General features: G+C 52.7%; 16 protein-coding genes. 8 read left to right on the plus strand and 8 right to left on the minus strand.

All coding sequences use genetic code 11. The annotated features are described in order from the left end of the window. Positions 1-9 precede the first annotated feature (9 nt). Genes ACMYSK_RS24075 through ACMYSK_RS24085 form a run of 3 tightly spaced genes read left to right on the plus strand, consistent with a single transcriptional unit; the run spans position 10 to position 4,147 of the window. Positions 10-2,496 (plus strand): fimbria/pilus outer membrane usher protein, encoded by a 2,487-nt coding sequence (locus ACMYSK_RS24075; protein ID WP_434638951.1) that lies wholly within the window; start codon positions 10-12, stop codon positions 2,494-2,496. Then, on the plus strand, positions 2,487-3,482 hold the full coding sequence (locus ACMYSK_RS24080; protein ID WP_434638952.1) for a fimbrial protein: 996 nt from the start codon (positions 2,487-2,489) through the stop codon (positions 3,480-3,482). Before ACMYSK_RS24075 ends, ACMYSK_RS24080 begins: the two co-directional genes overlap by 10 nt. Positions 3,483-3,496: 14 nt before the next feature. Next, positions 3,497-4,147, plus strand: coding sequence for a fimbrial protein (locus ACMYSK_RS24085; RefSeq protein WP_434638954.1), 651 nt, complete (start codon positions 3,497-3,499; stop codon positions 4,145-4,147). A gap of 46 nt (positions 4,148-4,193) precedes the next feature. Here ACMYSK_RS24085 and mrkJ read toward each other — a convergent pair whose 3' ends face one another. The 6 genes from mrkJ to ACMYSK_RS24115 all read right to left on the minus strand — a co-directional run bounded on the left by mrkJ (position 4,194) and on the right by ACMYSK_RS24115 (position 9,591). Continuing rightward, positions 4,194-4,910: a cyclic-di-GMP phosphodiesterase MrkJ gene (mrkJ, locus tag ACMYSK_RS24090; protein WP_434638956.1), complete on the minus strand. Its 717-nt coding sequence runs from the start codon at positions 4,908-4,910 to the stop codon at positions 4,194-4,196. Positions 4,911-5,072: 162 nt separating this feature from the next. Beyond that, a complete protein-coding gene (locus ACMYSK_RS24095; RefSeq protein WP_434638957.1) occupies positions 5,073-5,651 on the minus strand; it encodes a helix-turn-helix transcriptional regulator in 579 nt (192 codons plus the stop codon). Positions 5,652-5,656: 5 nt separating this feature from the next. Next, positions 5,657-6,361 (minus strand): flagellar brake protein, encoded by a 705-nt coding sequence (locus tag ACMYSK_RS24100; protein ID WP_434638959.1) that lies wholly within the window; start codon positions 6,359-6,361, stop codon positions 5,657-5,659. Positions 6,362-6,783: 422 nt separating this feature from the next. After that, the gene (locus ACMYSK_RS24105; protein ID WP_434638960.1) at positions 6,784-7,650 is read right to left on the minus strand and encodes an aldo/keto reductase family oxidoreductase; all 867 of its coding nucleotides are present in this window, start codon (positions 7,648-7,650) and stop codon (positions 6,784-6,786) included. A 114-nt stretch (positions 7,651-7,764) separates the two neighbouring features. After that, positions 7,765-8,994 (minus strand): amino acid permease, encoded by a 1,230-nt coding sequence (locus ACMYSK_RS24110; RefSeq protein WP_434638961.1) that lies wholly within the window; start codon positions 8,992-8,994, stop codon positions 7,765-7,767. Between the two features lie 135 nt (positions 8,995-9,129). Next, positions 9,130-9,591 carry a multidrug/biocide efflux PACE transporter gene (locus ACMYSK_RS24115; protein ID WP_434638962.1) on the minus strand — a complete coding sequence of 154 codons (462 nt, stop codon included), beginning with the start codon at positions 9,589-9,591 and terminating at the stop codon, positions 9,130-9,132. A 140-nt stretch (positions 9,592-9,731) separates the two neighbouring features. Here ACMYSK_RS24115 and ACMYSK_RS24120 point away from each other — a divergent pair, with 140 nt between their 5' ends. The 3 genes from ACMYSK_RS24120 to ACMYSK_RS24130 all read left to right on the plus strand — a co-directional run bounded on the left by ACMYSK_RS24120 (position 9,732) and on the right by ACMYSK_RS24130 (position 12,844). Then, positions 9,732-10,601, plus strand: coding sequence for a LysR family transcriptional regulator (locus ACMYSK_RS24120; RefSeq protein ID WP_434638963.1), 870 nt, complete (start codon positions 9,732-9,734; stop codon positions 10,599-10,601). A 117-nt stretch (positions 10,602-10,718) separates the two neighbouring features. Next, positions 10,719-11,897, plus strand: a complete 1,179-nt coding sequence (locus tag ACMYSK_RS24125) for an acetyl-CoA C-acetyltransferase (protein WP_434638964.1) — start codon at positions 10,719-10,721, stop codon at positions 11,895-11,897. 251 nt (positions 11,898-12,148) lie between these two features. Next, complete coding sequence (locus ACMYSK_RS24130) at positions 12,149-12,844, plus strand: oligogalacturonate-specific porin KdgM family protein (RefSeq protein ID WP_434638965.1); 696 nt, start codon at positions 12,149-12,151, stop codon at positions 12,842-12,844. A 245-nt stretch (positions 12,845-13,089) separates the two neighbouring features. Here the strand turns inward: ACMYSK_RS24130 and ACMYSK_RS24135 are convergent, their stop codons facing one another. After that, positions 13,090-14,265, minus strand: coding sequence for an oligogalacturonate lyase family protein (locus tag ACMYSK_RS24135; RefSeq protein ID WP_434638967.1), 1,176 nt, complete (start codon positions 14,263-14,265; stop codon positions 13,090-13,092). A 547-nt stretch (positions 14,266-14,812) separates the two neighbouring features. Between ACMYSK_RS24135 and kduD the strand changes: the two genes are divergently transcribed. Both kduD and araE read left to right on the plus strand, forming a co-directional pair. Further along, on the plus strand, positions 14,813-15,574 hold the full coding sequence (gene kduD, locus ACMYSK_RS24140) for a 2-dehydro-3-deoxy-D-gluconate 5-dehydrogenase KduD (RefSeq protein WP_434638968.1): 762 nt from the start codon (positions 14,813-14,815) through the stop codon (positions 15,572-15,574). 345 nt (positions 15,575-15,919) lie between these two features. Continuing rightward, positions 15,920-17,338, plus strand: coding sequence for an arabinose-proton symporter AraE (gene araE / locus ACMYSK_RS24145; protein ID WP_434638969.1), 1,419 nt, complete (start codon positions 15,920-15,922; stop codon positions 17,336-17,338). On the opposite strand, the gene ACMYSK_RS24150 is transcribed toward araE, so the two are convergent. Then, complete coding sequence (locus tag ACMYSK_RS24150; protein ID WP_434638971.1) at positions 17,339-18,334, minus strand: LacI family DNA-binding transcriptional regulator; 996 nt, start codon at positions 18,332-18,334, stop codon at positions 17,339-17,341. It abuts the gene before it with no gap. Between the last annotated feature and the right edge of the window lie 174 nt (positions 18,335-18,508).

An 18,508-nucleotide genomic window follows, 5' to 3' on the forward strand; every position in this document is an offset into this window, starting at 1 on the left:
GACACTATCATGAAGCAGAGGACCATCTGCCCGGGAAAGTTAAGTTCAGCGATTGCGATGGCGCTGTTCTGCTTTCCGCCATTTTCCAGCGGACAGGAAAACCCGGGAACGGTATACCAGTTTAACGACGGTTTTATCGTTGGCAGTCGGGAAAAGGTCGATCTGTCACGCTTCTCCGCCAGTGCTATCACTGAAGGGACCTATTCGCTCGACGTTTACACCAACAACGAGTGGAAAGGGCGCTATGAGCTGAACGTCACTCGTGGCAACGATGGCAAGATGGGGGTCTGCTACACCCGTGAAATGCTTGAGCGCTACGGCATTGCCGCAGAAAAGCTCAATCCTCAGTTGGGGAAGCAGGAAGGCTACTGCGGGCGGCTGAAGGACTGGCGTAACGAAGAAAACGTAAAAGACAACCTGATTCAGTCCTCTCTGCGACTGGAAATTTCCGTACCACAAATCTACGAAGATCAGCGCCTGAAAAACTTTGTCAGCCCGGAATTCTGGGATAAAGGCATTGCGGCGCTGAATCTCGGCTGGATGGCGAATACCTGGACCAGCCACACTTCTGCGAATAACGGCTCTGATAACAGCAGCGCCTATCTCGGCGTCAACGCCGGTCTCTCGTGGGACGGTTGGCTGCTCAAGCATGTCGGTAACCTTAACTGGCAGCAGCAGCAGGGGAAAGCGCACTGGAACAGTAACCAGACCTATCTTCAGCGGCCGATCCCGCAGATCAACTCGATCGTCAGCGGCGGGCAGATTTTTACCAACGGCGAATTTTTCGACACCATTGGTCTGCGCGGGGTAAACCTGGCGACCGATGACAATATGTTCCCGGACGGGATGCGCTCTTACGCGCCGGAAATTCACGGCGTGGCGCAGAGCAACGCCCTGGTGACGGTGCGCCAGGGTAACAACATTATCTATCAGACCTCGGTCCCGCCGGGTCCGTTTACCTTGCAGGATGTTTACCCATCTGGCTACGGTAACGACCTTGAAGTTTCAGTCAAAGAGGCCGATGGTTCGGTGCAGGTCTTTAGCGTCCCGTATGCCTCGGTGGCACAGCTGCTGCGCCCTGGGATGACCCGCTATGCATTGTCGGCCGGTAAAGTCGATGACAACGGACTGCGTAATAAGCCGATGCTCTACCAGGCCACCTGGCAGCATGGTCTGAGCAACCTGTTTACCGGCTATACCGGCGTCACGGGGTTTGATGATTATCAGGCGTTTCTGCTGGGGACCGGGGTGAATACCGGTATCGGGGCGCTGTCATTTGATATTACCCAGTCGCGGTTGAAGAGCGATACCCTGGATGAGAGTGGCCAGAGCTACCGCGCCACCTTTAACCGAATGTTTACCGATACCCAGACCAGCATTGTACTGGCGGCCTATCGCTACTCCACCAAAGGCTACTACAACCTGAACGATGCGCTGTACGCCGTCGATCAGGAGAAGAACCACAACAGCAACTACACCCTGTGGCGTCAGAAAAACGGAATGACCTTTACCGTTAACCAGAACCTGCCGGAAGGCTGGGGTGGTTTTTATCTGAGTGGTCAGGTGTCAGATTACTGGAATCGTTCGGGAACTGAGAAGCAGTACCAGCTCAGCTACAACAACATGTTTGGCCGCCTCTCGTGGTCTGCCAGCGCGCAGCGCGTATATACGCCGGATAACTCAGGCCACCGTCGCGACGATCGCGTCTCGCTGAACTTCAGCTATCCGCTGTGGTTTGGGGAAAACCGGACCGCCAACCTGACGTCAAACACCTCGTTTAATAACTCACGCTTTGGCAGTTCGCAGATCGGGATTAACGGTTCGCTGGATACTGAGAACAACCTCAACTACGGCGTCTCAACGACCACGGCAACCGGCGGCCAGCATGATGTCGCCTTGAACGGTAGCTATCGCACGCCGTGGACCACGCTGAACGGCAGCTACAGCCAGGGCGAAGGCTATCGCCAGAGCGGGCTGGGCGCCAGCGGGACGTTGATCGCCCACCGCCATGGCGTGGTGTTCTCGCCGGAAAGCGGCAGCACGATGGCGCTTATCGAAGCGAAAGATGCCGCAGGCGCCATGTTGCCAGGTTCACCGGGGACCCGGGTTGACAGCAACGGCTACGCCATTTTGCCTTATCTGCGCCCTTACCGGATTAACTCCGTCGAGATCGATCCGAAAGGCAGCCAGGATGATATCGCGTTTGATCGTACCGTGGCTCAGGTGGTGCCGTGGGAAGGGAGCGTGGTGAAGGTCTCCTTTGGTACCACGGTACAGAACAACGTCACGATTCAGGCGCGTCAGGCGAATAACCAGCCGCTGCCGTTCGCTGCCAGTATTTTTGATCCAAGTGGAAAAGAGATTGGCGTTGTTGGCCAGGGCAGCATGATGTTTATCAGTGACGCCAGCGTTAAGCACGCGACCGTTAAGTGGAGCGGCGGGCAGTGTACGGTGGAACTGGGTAAGGAAAAATCAAAGGAAAGTGTATGTCGCTGAGTAAACAACTGACGCTTTTTATTGGCTTAATGGCGCTGGGGAGTACCTCGGTCTGGGCTTCGTGCACGCGCCTTTCACAGCCGACGGTGAACCTGGATATGGCCGTGGGAAGGGTCGTCGTACCGCCCGATCTGCCGGTAGGTTCGGTCATCGTCTCTCGTGACTGGACGATGAGCGCTCCGGGTGGGGCCAGCTACAGCTGTACCAGCGGCACCAACCGGTTTGCGGCGAAAATCGTCTCCAGCGGGGCCACCGATCTGGGGAATAAGATCTATTCCACGAACGTGTCGGGTATCGGCATGCGCTTTAGCCGCGGCGGCGCAACGGTGAATATCACCTATCCCGATGTGTTCTCGTCGACCATCAACCGGAACACGAACTACTCGCTGGAAGGTTCGCGCTTTACGCTGGAGATTATTAAAACGGCGGCAACGACCGGTAGCGGCACCCTGGCGGCGGGGAAATACACTTCCTATGACTGGGAGAGGGGCAATAACCCCATTCTGGAAACCTTTCTGAGCGCGAACGCGATTACCGTGGTCTCTCCGTCCTGTACGGTGTTGAGCGGTAAAAATATGAATGTCGATGTCGGGACCATTAAGCGCAGCGACCTGAACGGCGTCGGTACCACCGCCGGCGGCAAAAATTTCAATATTGAGCTCCAGTGTAGCGGCGGATTAAGCGAAACCGGGTATGCCAATATTGAGGCCTCTTTCTCCGGGACTCTGGCGAGTAGCACCAACGTCAGGCAGGGTGCGTTGCTGAACGAAAAAGCCGGCAGTTCTATTGCCAAAGGGATTGGGATTCAGGTGTTGAAAGATGGCGTACCTGTGGAATTCAACAAGAAATACAATGCTGGTACCTTACGCAGCCAGGAAACGCGTTACATCACAATGCCTTTTCTGGCGCGCTTTTATCAGTATGCCGCGGACACGAGCTCCGGCGAGGTTGAGTCTCACATGATCTTTAACCTGACGTACGATTAATTCGGGAGGCGGGTATGAAAGAAAATGGACATAAGAAGAGCGGTAAACTGCGGATTGGCCTGGCAGCGATCGGTGGGCTGTTTATTGCTTCTTCCGCTTCTGGTTTTATGACCAATTATGATAACGGACGCGTTGATTTTGCCGGCCGGGTGACGGATATCTCCTGTAGCGTGGCGCTCAACGGCGGCCATAATGCCGGGAGCGGCAACGTCTGGCTGGCACCGGTGAGCCTGGCTGAAGTTCACGATCGCGGGGCAGGTGCATTTATGAAGCCGCAATCTTTCACCCTTGAGCTGTCGAACTGCCAGCTTCGCCATGATGGCGGCGCCGCGGATAAAAATGAGATCCGTGCGGTGAATGTACGTTGGGTCGATGGGTTTTTGGTCACTGCCGTGGCGAATGAAAATGCGGGCTATCTGGCAAACACGTTGCCGGATGGGGCGCAAAATATCTTTCTGGCGCTGTCCACGAATGATAATAATACGCTGGATAAGAGTAATAAAATTGTCCCCGCCGATCCGCAGCAAAACCGGGTACCGATTGTTGAAAAATCGGTGAATGGCGGCGTATTTACTTATTATATTGGTTACGTCACGCCGTCCCCGGAAAAGGCAACAAGCGGTCCGTTGACCAGTTGGGCAACCTGGGAATTAGTTTATAATTAAGGCTGATGTGTTTAGCGTATAAAAATACCGGATGGCTCCGGCATGTTTATGCGCTAATTCTTTCCTGAACCAGTTGCTCAATGCTGACTTCTTTCCAGTAATGGCCCTGAATAGCAAACCACTCCATTCCCTTAAGCCAGTTTTTATGCGCTGCGCTTTCCACTCCTTCAATAATCACATTATGATTGTTACGCGAAAGGAATGTCACCAGGGCATCCATTAGCGGCCGCCCGGACTCTTTCTGCATAAGATGCCAGAAAAAATCTTTGTCAATTTTGACGTAATCAAAATGATATCCGCGAATAGCGCTAATGCCGGCATAGCCAGAGCCAAAATCATCGAGCCATAATGTGGATGTCTGAGGGTTATGCCAGCTGGACAGTGCATTATTAAGTAAGCTGTTGGCATTTTCCGTAACTTCAAAATGCACACACTTCAAATGGTTAATGTATGCTTCAATTTGCGGTTGGTGCAAAATGCTAAGAATATGGTCGTCAACATTGATTGTGGCGGAAATACCATTATCAATAAACCATGCCTGATGTTTTTCAATGAGCGCCAGTTGCTCCATAAAAATACTTTCACGGAGTGCAGTATTGGCATGGCGGAAGAAAAATTCAGGCGCGACTGGAATAGAGTCGAAGCGGCTTAAACACTCCACTGCAACTAAAGTGTCCTGCGGCGAGAACATTTTTTGAAAAACATAACGAACAGAGATATCGCCACGGGATAAGTTATGGTCTGAAAATATTTTAGCGTTCATTTTCTCGCGTCAGGAACTTTACAAAAAATCGCTGCAGGGTGAAATTATTATAAGTGACCTTCCTGCAGTTTGGAATGTTTATTAAAAGTAACTTTTCAATTAATTTTCTGGTTTTGATTGATGGCCTGTTGTTTTTTAAAGAGACTTCAACTCAGGCCATTCTTAGCATCGATACATGTCGACTATTTTTTTGTTCATCGCCCGTGAACTGTTCATACCGAGTTTCTGCATGATATGAATTCTGTGACTGTGAACGGTTTTATGGTCAATATTAAGCAGTGTGGCAATTTTTTTGTTGTTGTGACAGGCAATAGTCAACTCCAGCACCTGCCGTTCTCTGGCAGAAAGCTTCTTCTGCAGCGGAATGCTGCTGCTGCTGCCAGCTGGTGTGCTGACGGCATGGGAAAAATCAGTTAGTGATGATTTTTCTGTAAGAATCATGATGTTATCTAAATCTATTAGTTCCCGAAACAGACTGGCGATGTCGCTCTTCACCATCAGGATGAGCCGGGAGCAGTGTAGTAAACACCAGCGCATATTGTTGAGCAATGACATCGTGTCGGCAGCAGAAAAGTCCTTATGAATGACGTTGAAAATAACGATGCCTGTCATGGGGGGCATTGCCCCCTGAGAGATATCCTGGTAACAAAGGGTGGTGATATTTTTATTGTTATCAACCAGGTACCGATGTATGGATTGGCCGATGAAATTATCATCGGTATACAGCAATATACTGTCCAAAAGGGTCAGACTCTCTTTTTTCGTTTGGCTTCCAGAATCAAATCGAGCAGCATCTTCTCTATTCTGATCTTATCTTCACGGTGACGGAATTTAAACTGACAGGACACCTGATGATAGCTTTCTCTGTTTTCACTGTCTTCGTCGAGCGTAACCTCAACAACATTCTTGATGACTAAATCGATGGTGATTTCTCCATACTCAGCCAGCGACAGAACTGAATTTTTCAGGATGGAGTTATGGGTGAGAAATTTCAGGTTCGGGTTTTTGGCCATCAGCGCGCAGCCGCCATCTGAAATATCTTTAATATCGAAAGCATAGTTTTCGCCATTCTTATGGCGGCCGCGGCAAAAAAAGTCATACCGGTGATGTAAGCGAAAACGAGGGTCGCGGCGTCGTTGCACCACCTGGATGCATTCAGGTAATGCAAATGCGACTTTATTACCGTGTTCCGGGTCGGTGCTGTAGCTTTTCTTTAACGACGAGCTGAACTCAATCTTTCCTGAATCACTATGCAGAATGAATTTATATTTATGCCCGGGAGGGATTTTGCTGTGGGTAACGATATGAAATTCAGCAAAATCTACCCGAGTAAGTTGGGTCATGATGTTTTTGTTATTAAAAAAAACTTCTATCTCGGACTGCTTTCTGAGTTCCTCCCTGAAAATAGCAATGATTTCATACCGACTGGTCTTTATTGTTCCCTCTGTCATGTAAATTCCTTGTAGATTTTTTATTGTGTGTAGTTAATTTTTCTTATAGCAATGCCAACATTCTGATTGCATTGACCAGATGTTTTTATGAGCATTTGATGTTATTAGCTATCTTTGTAGCTGAATTGATTTGTATAAACGTCGAATCAGATGTTGTTTTTCCTGTAATCAAGAGTTTTAAAATTTTATGGGAAGGCAAAAACGACAGAAGTCCCCAATAAGGAGACTTGTCAAAATAGTATAAATCAATGCTATGTATAGGGTTACTTGCTGCGGAACCGCAGAATAATGCAAACATGTACCCGTTTGTAGGATATATAGTGCCAGCAGTGTTGGCCTAATTCCAGGCAAATAATAGGAGGGCGAATGACGTTCTGTCGGCGCCTGTGCGGCAGAAGACCGCACAGGTTTGCCAGCAGTAATCAGGCCTTCAGATTATCTAATGTGGCGATCGCTTCGGGAGGAAGAGTTAATGCACCAGCGGCCAGGTTTTCCTGCAGGTGCTGGAGCGAAGATGTGCCGGGAATCAACAGAATATTGGGTGAACGCTGTAGCAGCCAGGCGAGTGCAACCTGCATCGGCGTCGCTTCCAGTGCGGCGGCAACATCGTTAAGTTCCTGCGCCTGTAGCGGGGTAAATCCGCCGAGCGGGAAGAAAGGGACATAGGCAATATTCTGTGCGGCCAGTTGATCAATCAGCACATCGTCCCCGCGATTGGCGACGTTATACTGGTTCTGCACGCAAGCAATCGGCGTCAGCTTTTGCGCATCCGCAACCTGCTTAGCGGTGACGTTGCTGAGGCCAATGTGGCGGATAAGCCCACGCTCTTTAAGCTCAAGCAGCGTGGTCAGCGGCCCTTCCAGCGAACCTTCTACCGGCCCGTGGGTGCCGAGCATGCTGCGCAGGTTCACGACTTCCAGCACGTCGAGCCCCAGGTTCCGCAGATTGTCTTCTACCGCCTGTGTGAGCTCTTCAGGCGACATTGCTGCCAGCCAGTTGCCTTTTTCATCGCGGCGGGCGCTGACTTTCGTCACGATACAGAGATCGTCGGTATAGGGATGAAGCGCTTTTCGAATCAGCTGGTTGGTAATGTGCGGGCCGTAAAAATCGGAGGTATCAATATGGTTAACCCCCGCGGCCACCGCGGCCTGTAGAACGCGGACCGCGCCGTCGGGATCGGCTGGTGGGCCGAAGACGCCGGGACCAGCTAACTGCATGGCTCCGTACCCCAGACGATAAACCTGGCGATGACCTAACGTGCCGCTTCCGGATAATTTGACGCTGGACATGGAGACTCCCCAATGATGTGCAAACCCTAAGTGTAAACCTGGCTGGGAAGTTCGGAAGGCGGGAATATTGGCAGAATGTGCGGCGGCAGGGAAACCGCCGCCGCAGAGGGGCTATTAGCTAAAGAACATCACTGAAACGCACAGCAGACCAACCACCAGGGTGATGAAATTCCCCACCGAACGGTAAGGTTTGAGCGCGGGAATGATATAGGTCGATAGCGTCGGCATGATGAACAAGATCATGGCGATCAGCGGGCCGCTGATGGCATAGATCATGGAGATAGCGTTCGGATTGATATAGCAGACCGCGAACGTCAGCGCCGAGACCAGCAGAATTGACATCGCGCGGTTAAAGGCGCGACTTTTGCGAATACCGACCTGGCCCAGCGAGGTTTTAACGATTTCGCTGGCGCCTTCAATCACGCCAAAATAGGTACCGAGAAACGACTTCGACATGGCGACTACGGCGACCACGATGCCGGTCACCGCGAGCCAGGCCGGAGAGCCGGGCATCATCGAAAGCGCAGAGAGGATCGTCACCCCTTCATTACGAGCGTTTTCAATATAGGAGGCCGGTATCGCCAGCAGGCAGCTGAAGACAAAAAACAGCACGCTGAGGCAGATGATGGTATAGGCCACCTTCATGATTTTTTTGCATTTACCCATGGCCTGCTCACCGTATTTCTCCTGCTGGTCGATAGCAAAAGTTGAAATGATTGGCGTATGGCTAAAGGCGAAAACCATCACGGGAATGGAGATCCAGATTTGGTGGAACGTATGCGAAGTCAGCTGCATCTGGCTGGTGAGGTGTTCCGGTTGCCAGTCGCCGATTAAATAGACAGACAGGAACAGGAAGCAGGCGATTAGCGGGAACACTAAAAAGCCCATCACCTTAATCGTGATATGACGTCCCATCAAAAAGATCAGGTTCAGCACCATAACCACGGCCAGGCTGAGCATCGCCCGAACGGCGGGCGTAATCGGCGTATGCCTTGCCAGCTGCTCGGCCAGGGAGTTGGTGATTGCCACGGCGTAAATCAGAACGACCACAAAGAAAGCCAGGAAATAGAGCGCGGTGATCAGATTGCCTACTTTCTTGCCGTAGTAATGGTTGACCGCCCCTGTGATACCGACGCCGGGGGCTACTTTTGCGGAAAGGATGAACTGGCTCAGCGCCTTATGTGGCCAGTAGGTTAACGGCCAGGCGACCAGCGCGGTGATGAGCAGAACAATGGCGCCGGCAGATCCTAGCTGGATCGGTAAAAACAGGGTGCCAGCGCCTACGGCAGTGCCATATAAGGCAAAACTCCAAAGAGTTTCTTCTTTAGACCAAATTTTAGACATTGTGTGAATTTATCAACCGTAAAACCAAAAAAAAGGAGTGTAATTTACCACAACAATGAATGAGTCGTTGCGATAGTTTCGGATGACAAATCAGGCTGAGGATCGCCGGACATCCTCCCGGCGATGGACAAATCATTAGCTACGAGCCAGGGTCCGCTGCTGACGGTACTTCAGTACACGCTCGCGCAGCGTATCCCACACCCAGTTAAACAGCATGGTGTAGGGCAGGAAGAACAGCATAAAGCCGATTTCCAGCATAAACGCCTGGATCAACGAGACCCCGAGAATGAGCGCGACGGCGGTGACCCCGATCAGGATAAACCCGGACTCGAAGCCGATGGCGTGCAGCGCCCGGACTTTCAGGGTACGCACCACGCGAGATACCGGCCAGAGGCGGTCAAAAGCGGCGTTATAAATCAGGTTCCATACCATGGCCAGCGTCGCGAGCAGGATGCTCAACCCACCCATTTCGACGACCGAGCGCTGCATTAACCAGGCGGCGGTCGGGGCGAGAATTAACGTGGCGAGTCCTTCAAAACTGACTGCATGAATAACGCGTTCTGTCAGCGTCTTGCGCTGAAAATTGTTCTGTTGCATGGCTTGCTACCTCCGAAAAAGCCGTTGTTCTCGTCGGTTCCTTTGCGAAACGGGGGGAACAGATTTTGAGAAATTCCTCCGCATTTTATGGATAAATATGATAAACAAAAGATAGGTTCCATCGATAAAGTAGATAGTTTATGCGCTATTCTCCAGAAGCACTCACCGCGTTTGTTGAAGCCGTAGCCTGCGGTTCGTTTTCTGCCGCCGCCCGCCGGTTACGCAAAAGTCAGTCCACTATCAGCACCGCCATTTCTAACCTCGAAGCCGATCTGGGCGTGGTGCTGTTCGATCGCGCGACCCGCCAGCCCACCCTTACGCCGCAGGGAGAGCAGGTGCTGAGTTACGTCAAAGCGATTCTGGCGGCCAGCGATCGGCTTGATGAGCTGGCGGTTTCACTCTCTGATGAAACGGAAGCGCGTCTCACTTTTGTCCTCTCCGACACCCTGCACCCGGATGTGCTGGAGGATCTGCTCCAGCAGTTCGACAGCCGTTTTCCCCATACCGAGTTTGAGTGCCTGATCGGGGAAGATGAGGATGTGATTGATCTGCTGCAAAAGGAGCGTGCGCAGGTGGGGCTGATTGAGGCCAGAGATAGCTACCCGACGGAGATAGGTAGTACCCGGTTGCCGCTACAAACGGCGATGGCTATCTATGTGGCGCCCGCGCATCCGCTGGCGGCGCAGGGGCGGGTGAACTGGGATGAACTGCACAGCTGGCGAGAACTACGCTTAAGTACGTTTCTGGCCAGCTCGCTGGAGCCGGCGAAAGGGCAGGTCTGGTCGGCGCCAAACTATTTGCTGCTGCTCAGCATGACGGTGCAGGGGCTGGGATGGTGTATTTTGCCCTGCGCGTTGGTTGAGGAGTTTGCCGGTTCAGGCTCGCTGGTGGCACTGAATATTCCCGGCTGGCCGCGGGCTATCTCCGTTGATTTGCTGTGGAATAAGAAGGCGCCGCCGGGAAAAGCCGGGAGCTGGTTGCGCCAGCATTTGCAGCGCCAGGAACCTTGAGGGTGAGGCAAATCTTTGTGATTCGCCTCACTTTTTTTAAACAATTGCGAAATTTTTTGATAACAATTCTCTACTATGTTGCTGTTTCTTTGCGCAGAGGCAGGGCAGAGGTAGAGGATGAAAGATGTCGTGATCGTCGGTGCGTTGCGTACCCCAATTGGGTGTTTTCAGGGAACGTTGTCGCGCCACTCGGCGGTAGAATTGGGCAGTCTTGTGGTCAAGGCGTTAGTGGAACGAGCCGGTATTGACCCGCAAAGCGTTGATGAGGTGATCCTCGGGCAGGTACTGACTGCGGGGACCGGGCAAAACCCGGCGCGCCAATCGGCGATCCGCGGCGGGCTGCCGAACACCGTTTCCGCAATAACGATTAACGATGTATGTGGCTCCGGACTGAAGGCGCTGCATCTGGCGACGCAGGCAATCCAGTGCGGTGAAGCCGACGTGGTGATCGCCGGCGGTCAGGAGAATATGAGCCGTGCGCCGCACGTTCTCACCGATAGCCGCACCGGCGCTCAGCTGGGCAACAGTCAGCTGATTGACAGCCTGGTCCATGATGGCCTGTGGGATGCCTTCAACGACTACCACATGGGCGTTACGGCGGAAAACCTGGCGCGAGAATACGGCATCAGCCGCGAACTACAGGATGCCTGGGCGCTCAGCTCACAGCACAAAGCCCGACGGGCGATTGATTCAGGGCGCTTTCGCGATGAGATTGTGCCGGTCACCACCGAGTTAAATGGGGCGCCGCGTACCGTTGATACCGATGAGCAGCCGCGGGTGGATGCCAGCGCCGAGGGGCTGGCCAGCCTGCTACCGACTTTCGACCGATTGGGGTCGGTGACCGCGGGTAACGCCTCCAGCATCAATGACGGCGCGGCGGCGGTGATGATGATGAGCGAATCGAAAGCGCAGGAGCTCGGTCTGCCGATCCTCGCGCGGATCCGTGCCTTTGCCAGCGTGGGCGTCGATCCGGCGCTGATGGGGATTGCACCGGTACATGCGACGCGCCGCTGTCTGGAGAGAGCAGGCTGGCGGCTGGATGAGGTCGATCTTATCGAGGCCAATGAAGCATTCGCGGCACAGGCGATTTCGGTGGGAAGGGTGCTGGAATGGGATGAGCGCCGGGTTAACGTGAACGGAGGGGCCATTGCACTCGGCCATCCAATTGGGGCATCCGGCTGTCGCATTCTGGTTTCTCTGGTGCACGAGATGATTAAACGTGATGCCCGCAAAGGGTTAGCCACGCTTTGTATCGGCGGCGGCCAGGGCGTCGCGCTGGCGGTTGAACGCGCATAGTTCCTCTTCGGTTTACCTTCTTCTCAAGCCTCCTCGTGGAGGCTTTTTTATGCAGATTTTTCCTATGGGTTAGGCGAAATTCAGCGAAATACGCCCGATAAAGGCGCTTTTTGTTGAGCTTTGTCACGTCTTGCTGTGCCATGTTTTTTGAAACAAATAATTACGATCTCGATCACTAAAACATGAGTGCTTAAAAAATAAAATGCAGTTTCATAAAATAGAAACATAATTTTAATTTTGAGGGGTACCCTATGTTTGCAAGATCTCTGGCCCTTGCTGCTCTCTGTGCCGCAACGTTTTCTGCTTCAGCCGTCACCGTCGATTTACGTCACGAATTCATTGATGGAGGTAAAACGGATAAGACCAATGCCGACCGCGTATCTGTCTCCCATCGTTTTTCTAACGGCTTCGGCTTCTCCGTAGAGGCGAAGTGGAAGTCAGGCGGTGATAATACCGATCAGCCTTATTCAGATTTCGTCGGCAACGGCCACGAAGAAACCATTAGCTGGCAGTGGAAGGCGAATCCAAACTTCTCTGTGACGCCAGGATTTAATATTGAGAGCAACGATAGCCGCTCAATTTACAAACCAAACCTGCGCGTACAATACAGCTTCGATAATGGTTTCTACGTGGCCGCTCGTTACCGCTACGACTACACCCGCTACCCGGCGAGCGCCGGAAAAGAAGACGATAAAGTGAACCGTGGCGATGCGTGGGCCGGTTTCGTTATGGGCAACTGGCGTACCGAGCTGAACTATGTTTATGCCCGCAGCACCGAAGGCGTGAACCGCAACGACAATAAGCCGTACTCCCAGGAGTACAACGTGAAGCTGGCCTATAAGCTGGACAAAAACTGGGCGCCGTATGGTGAACTGGGCAACGTTGGTGTGAATGACCGTAGCGATCGCCAGACCCGCTTCCGCGTCGGGGTAGCGTACACCTTCTAAAAAAACGATTCCGTCATGACCCCGGAGCCGTTAGCCGGGGTTTTCTGTTTTTGGGGCCGGGGAATAGGTTGGATAAATTGGGTGGCATATTCCTCATACTCCGGTCAGAACATTCCCGCTGCCTCAACAAAATATTCCACACGCCGGAACAGATTCCCCCTGTCATCAGCCCAAAAAAAGCCCTCCGCGAAGGAGGGCAAGGCCAGTGACAGAAACGACAGAAACACTCACTCAAAAAGGCGATTTCAGGCTGTTAACATCTCTGGGTTGTCGGGCAGCCTGGCAAGATAAAGCGCGGGCTTACCGTCTTTATCAGAACTGTACAGAATGGCGCTGTCGTCGGGTGTGAACGACGGGTGCGGGTGAGTCACCTGACGGCTGTTCGCCACGGTTGCCCAGGAGGTATCGTGACGAGCGACGCGATAATAGGCCTGCTTTGCGACATCAAAGACGTAGAGATAGGGGTCGTTATCAATGGTATAACCGCTGGTATCTTTCACATCCACCGGCGTCCCTGAGCCATCCCCGACCAGCAGCGTACCGTCGAAATTACTCATCAAATGCGAACAGGCGGGCATCTGCATCAGTGCGGTATTGATACCGGTGTCCGGATCGAAGCGGTAAATAGTACGTCCTTGCTGCCCTTTCAGATAAGAGACATAAATCAGCGCGGAGCCGTTCGGGACCCAGAATTCGTGCGTACAGCTTTCGCCCTCGGCATGCTCTTTAACTTTGCGGACGTTGCGGCCATCTTCATTGACCATCCACATACGGGCGTCGACCAGGTCGTGCGGCCCTTCGTGGCAGAAGGCGACAGTGTTGTCGTCAAACGGACGATAGATAGGATGGCCCAGCCATTTTTTCTCTTCATGGATAACGCTGCTCTCACCGCTTTTCAGGTCGACACGAAGCAGGCGGCAGCGCGGCCCTTTATGGAAGAAGTCATGAAAAAGCTGCCAGTCGTTAAGCGGCGTCCAGTCGCTTTTCGCAATTTCAATGCCGACCAGCTTGCTGCAATCGCTGTTGGCAACCCATGTACCGTAACCGACCCACTCATCCGGGACGCGGTAGACTTCACGCTCCTGCAGGGTCGACAGATTCACTTCCAGCAGCGTGCGGTCGTTTTTAACGTAATAGAAGGAGGAGTCATCCGGGGAGAGAAAGCCGCCGAAGGTGTTATCGCCGGCGCCTTCGGTGAGCTGAATAGCCTCGGCTTTGGCCACATTTAACAGATAGTAGTTCCAGTGGCCGTCAAACTCGCCGGCGAACAGCAGGTGGCTGCCGTCATTGAAAAAACACTTCTGATAGAAATAGTTACGATGACAGGTTACTTCCGCAGGGGTTAAGCGGGTGATCTCCGCGCCGGTATCCGGATCGCGACTGACTTCATAGTTCAATTTTACCCGCATGCCTTTAGCCATGATGTACTCCTTTTCCTTCCCGTGATGTCGCCTGTCTTGAGGGGACGTGTAGCCAGGTGAGGTTGATTTAAAAGATGAGTGTTAATTTATCAAAACGTTGTTTCATTATTTGTGATGGCGTGCGCAAATCACTATAAAATCTTGCTCTGGATCGCAGTTTCTTCGCTCTTGCGGCTGATGCCTCTGGGCGATCTTTGTTTTCATACCCGCTTTTTGCGTTCTGCTGTTGTTTTTTAAAGTTTAATTAATTCATTGTATTTTAATATATTTTCTAATTTTTTTCTTTGGGGTGATGCACCACTTCGTGATCCGTTTTGCATTTTTGATAAATAGAAAGTAAAAATATGAAACATCGTTTTAATAAAAATTGAAAACAACTTTTCTCAGGGGTAAGATGTCGACACTAGTAAAACGAAACTCTGTTTTATTTTTAAGATGGGTTGCACCCAGAGCGTTTCCCCTGGCGTCAGAAACCGCGAGGGTTGCGGATCGGACAAATAGAACCTTGCCTGTGCTGTACGGGCTCTGAAAGATTAAGGAACAAAGTATGATACTCGATGCATTCTCTCTACAGGGTAAAGTGGCTGTTGTGACCGGCTGCGACACCGGGCTGGGCCAGGGTATGGCGGTCGGTCTGGCGGAAGCGGGCTGCGATATTGTTGGTATTAATATTGTTGAGCCGGTAGAGACAATTGAACGCGTCACCGCGCTGGGGCGTCGTTTCCTGAGCCTGACGGCTGATTTGCGCCAGATTGATGGTATCCCTCAGCTGCTTGAGCGCGCGGTTGCTGAATTCGGCCATATCGACATTCTGGTCAACAACGCCGGTCTGATTCGCCGCCAGGATGCTCTTGAATTCAGTGAGAAAGACTGGGATGACGTGATGGATCTGAATATTAAGACCGTGTTCTTTATGTCCCAGGCGGCGGCAAAGCATTTCATTGCCCAGGGCAACGGTGGCAAGATCATTAACATCGCGTCGATGCTCTCTTTCCAGGGCGGCATTCGCGTACCGTCCTACACCGCATCAAAAAGCGGCGTAATGGGCGTAACCCGGCTGATGGCGAATGAGTGGGCGCAGCACAACATCAACGTCAACGCGATTGCGCCGGGTTATATGGCGACCAACAATACTCAGCAGCTGCGCTCGGATGAACAGCGTAGCGCGGAAATTCTTGATCGCATTCCGGCCGGCCGCTGGGGCTTGCCGAGCGATCTGATGGGCCCGGTGGTCTTCCTCTCCTCCAGCGCATCGGATTACATTAACGGCTATACCGTGGCAGTAGATGGCGGTTGGCTGGCGCGCTAATTTTGCGTGGCGATGGACAAGAAACCCTGCTTTGATGGCGGGGTTTTTTTATCCCTGATATCTGCTCCGGCATGATAAATAACGGACATTAATTATCCATATTGATACCGAAGTGAAATTGAATATCGTCCATATCATTTCTTCGCATTTTTATTGTTTATCCAATAAATAATGGGGTTTCAGCAACGGTGAAAGATGAAATCGTCATATCTGAAAGTTGAATGTCCATCACAAAACAAACCTTGCCAGCCAGTTAATCCATATTTTTGACGTGTCCTCCCTGACACATTGTCGCGCCGATCGCGTACTTTCACTGCACGTCTTACTTTGCTCAGGCAGGAAAAAATGACTTCAATCAGTGACGGCGCGACGGCCCTACCGCGTAGCCAGCGCGATACCCGACGTATGAACCAGTTTGTCTCTATTGCCGCTGCGGTGGCAGGATTGCTTTTTGGCCTCGATATCGGGGTGATTGCCGGGGCGTTGCCCTTCATAACCGAACATTTTGTCTTATCCAGTCGGCTGCAGGAGTGGGTGGTCAGCAGCATGATGCTGGGGGCCGCACTGGGTGCGTTGTTCAACGGTTGGCTCTCCTTCCGTCTCGGGCGTAAATACAGCCTGATGGTGGGGGCGGTATTGTTCGTTGCCGGATCCATCGGGTCAGCGTTTGCTGCGAGCGTAGAGATGCTGCTGGCGGCGAGGATTGTACTCGGCGTTGCGGTAGGGATCGCCTCCTATACGGCGCCGCTGTATCTTTCTGAAATGGCGAGTGAAAACGTACGCGGCAAGATGATCAGTATGTATCAGCTGATGGTCACGCTGGGTATCGTCATGGCGTTCTTGTCCGATACCGCATTCAGCTACAGCGGCAACTGGCGGGCGATGCTGGGGGTCCTGGCGCTGCCAGCTGTCCTGTTGATTATTCTGGTGATTTTTCTACCGAACAGCCCGCGCTGGCTGGCCGAAAAGGGGCGCCACGTTGAGGCGGAAGAGGTGCTGCGTATGCTGCGTGACACCTCGGAGAAAGCCCGCGATGAGCTGAATGAAATCCGTGAAAGCCTGAAGCTAAAGCAAGGCGGCTGGGCGCTGTTTAAGATCAACCGTAACGTCCGTCGCGCAGTCTTTCTTGGCATGCTGTTACAGGCGATGCAGCAGTTTACCGGCATGAATATCATCATGTACTACGCGCCGCGAATTTTTAAGATGGCGGGTTTTACCACCACTGAACAGCAGATGATGGCCACGCTGGTGGTGGGCCTGACCTTTATGTTTGCGACCTTTATCGCGGTCTTTACCGTCGACAAAGCGGGGCGTAAGCCGGCGCTGAAAATCGGCTTTAGCGTGATGGCGGTCGGGACGCTGGTGTTGGGCTACTGCCTGATGCAGTTCGATAATGGTACCGCCTCAAGCGGTTTATCCTGGCTTTCCGTCGGTATGACCATGATGTGTATCGCCGGCTATGCGATGAGCGCCGCCCCGGTGGTGTGGATCCTGTGTTCGGAAATTCAGCCGCTGAAATGCCGCGACTTTGGCATCACCTGTTCAACCACCACTAACTGGGTGTCGAACATGATTATCGGCGCGACCTTCTTGACGCTGCTCGATACGATTGGCGCCGCGGGGACCTTCTGGCTCTACACCGTGCTGAACGTGGCGTTTATCGGCGTGACTTTCTGGCTGATCCCGGAAACCAAAAATGTCACCCTCGAACACATCGAGCGCCGGCTGATGTCCGGGGAAAAGCTGCGTAATATCGGTAATTAATTACAGGGATGATCTCGGTAGCCACGGGCTGGTGACGCGCACCGTTTCCCGATGGCTATCGCCGTTAATGATGTGCAGGGCGCTCAGGCGCCCGATATCATAATGCGGCAGCTGTACCGTCGACAGCGGGGGTAAAAACAGATCGCCAATGCCGACCATATTATCGTAACCCACCACCGCCACGTCCTGCGGGATCCGCAACCCCTGCGCCAGCAGCGTTTGATAGACCATAAACGCGATACGGTCGTTGCCGCAGATAACCGAGTCGAATGATGGTTTTCCCCGGCCGATATTAGCCAGCACCACGGCGGGAATATCATGGTAGTGCTTGTCACCATACGCCATATAGCTATGAACCAGCGTGTCCGGGTCGATACCGGATTCCCGGCAGGCGCGTTCCAGACCCTGGCGGCGGCGGACGGTTGCAAGATGGTTCGCCGGAAGGTGTAAACAGAGCGGATTGCGATAACCTGCGGCCAGCAGTGCCTGTGTCGCGGCGTACTGACCCTGCTCATCATCCGGAATATAGCTGGCGACCGGGTCGTTAAGGCTTTCACAGTTGGCGAGCACGCAGGGCAGCGTGAGCAACTTGGCCGGAACAGGCACCTGACGCAGCCCCATGGTGGTGTAGATGATGCCATCGGGACGGTGGGAGAGCAGCAGATCGACGATGGTTTCCGGGCTGTCATCGGAAAACATATTCACCACGAAGCTGTTCCAGCCGTGGGCGCGTGCGGTCTCTTCGATAGACAACGTGATCTCGACCGAAAAAGGCGTGGTGACGGTATCCAGCGCCAGCACGCCAATGGTATTCGGCGTGGCGTGGGCGCCGCGTATTTTCTTCGCTGAAAGGTCGGGGACGTAGTTAGTCTGTTCGATAGCGGACTGAACGCGGGCCAGCGTTTCGGGTTTCAGACGTTCCGGGTTGTTTAGCGCCCGTGAAACCGTCATCAGAGATACGTTTGCCAGTTTTGCCACATCTTTCAAGGATGCCATATTTCATACTCCACCGTTACCGCCAGGCAACAGGCTATACAACTAAGTCGCTGATGTAAAAGGATCATACGATATTCTATCGCACGCGCTGTTCTCTCAGTGGTCGGAATCTTTGATCGCGATCTCACCTCTGTTATGTTAACGTTAACTTTTGTGATTAACATCATGTATCTC

The organism is Klebsiella sp. I138, assembly GCF_051131765.1.
GTDB lineage: Bacteria > Pseudomonadota > Gammaproteobacteria > Enterobacterales > Enterobacteriaceae > Klebsiella.

Bases quoted from the DNA above. Each gene is read 5' to 3' on its own strand.
- ACMYSK_RS24075 (WP_434638951.1), top strand. From the start codon at position 10: ATGAAGCAGAGGACCATCTGCCCGGGAAAGTTAAGTTCAGCGATTGCG.
- ACMYSK_RS24080 (WP_434638952.1), top strand. From the start codon at position 2,487: ATGTCGCTGAGTAAACAACTGACGCTTTTTATTGGCTTAATGGCGCTG.
- ACMYSK_RS24085 (WP_434638954.1), top strand. From the start codon at position 3,497: ATGAAAGAAAATGGACATAAGAAGAGCGGTAAACTGCGGATTGGCCTG.
- mrkJ (WP_434638956.1), bottom strand. From the start codon at position 4,910: ATGAACGCTAAAATATTTTCAGACCATAACTTATCCCGTGGCGATATC.
- ACMYSK_RS24100 (WP_434638959.1), bottom strand. From the start codon at position 6,361: ATGACAGAGGGAACAATAAAGACCAGTCGGTATGAAATCATTGCTATT.
- ACMYSK_RS24105 (WP_434638960.1), bottom strand. From the start codon at position 7,650: ATGTCCAGCGTCAAATTATCCGGAAGCGGCACGTTAGGTCATCGCCAG.
- ACMYSK_RS24110 (WP_434638961.1), bottom strand. From the start codon at position 8,994: ATGTCTAAAATTTGGTCTAAAGAAGAAACTCTTTGGAGTTTTGCCTTA.
- ACMYSK_RS24115 (WP_434638962.1), bottom strand. From the start codon at position 9,591: ATGCAACAGAACAATTTTCAGCGCAAGACGCTGACAGAACGCGTTATT.
- ACMYSK_RS24120 (WP_434638963.1), top strand. From the start codon at position 9,732: ATGCGCTATTCTCCAGAAGCACTCACCGCGTTTGTTGAAGCCGTAGCC.
- ACMYSK_RS24125 (WP_434638964.1), top strand. From the start codon at position 10,719: ATGAAAGATGTCGTGATCGTCGGTGCGTTGCGTACCCCAATTGGGTGT.
- ACMYSK_RS24130 (WP_434638965.1), top strand. From the start codon at position 12,149: ATGTTTGCAAGATCTCTGGCCCTTGCTGCTCTCTGTGCCGCAACGTTT.
- ACMYSK_RS24135 (WP_434638967.1), bottom strand. From the start codon at position 14,265: ATGGCTAAAGGCATGCGGGTAAAATTGAACTATGAAGTCAGTCGCGAT.
- kduD (WP_434638968.1), top strand. From the start codon at position 14,813: ATGATACTCGATGCATTCTCTCTACAGGGTAAAGTGGCTGTTGTGACC.
- araE (WP_434638969.1), top strand. From the start codon at position 15,920: ATGACTTCAATCAGTGACGGCGCGACGGCCCTACCGCGTAGCCAGCGC.
- ACMYSK_RS24150 (WP_434638971.1), bottom strand. From the start codon at position 18,334: ATGGCATCCTTGAAAGATGTGGCAAAACTGGCAAACGTATCTCTGATG.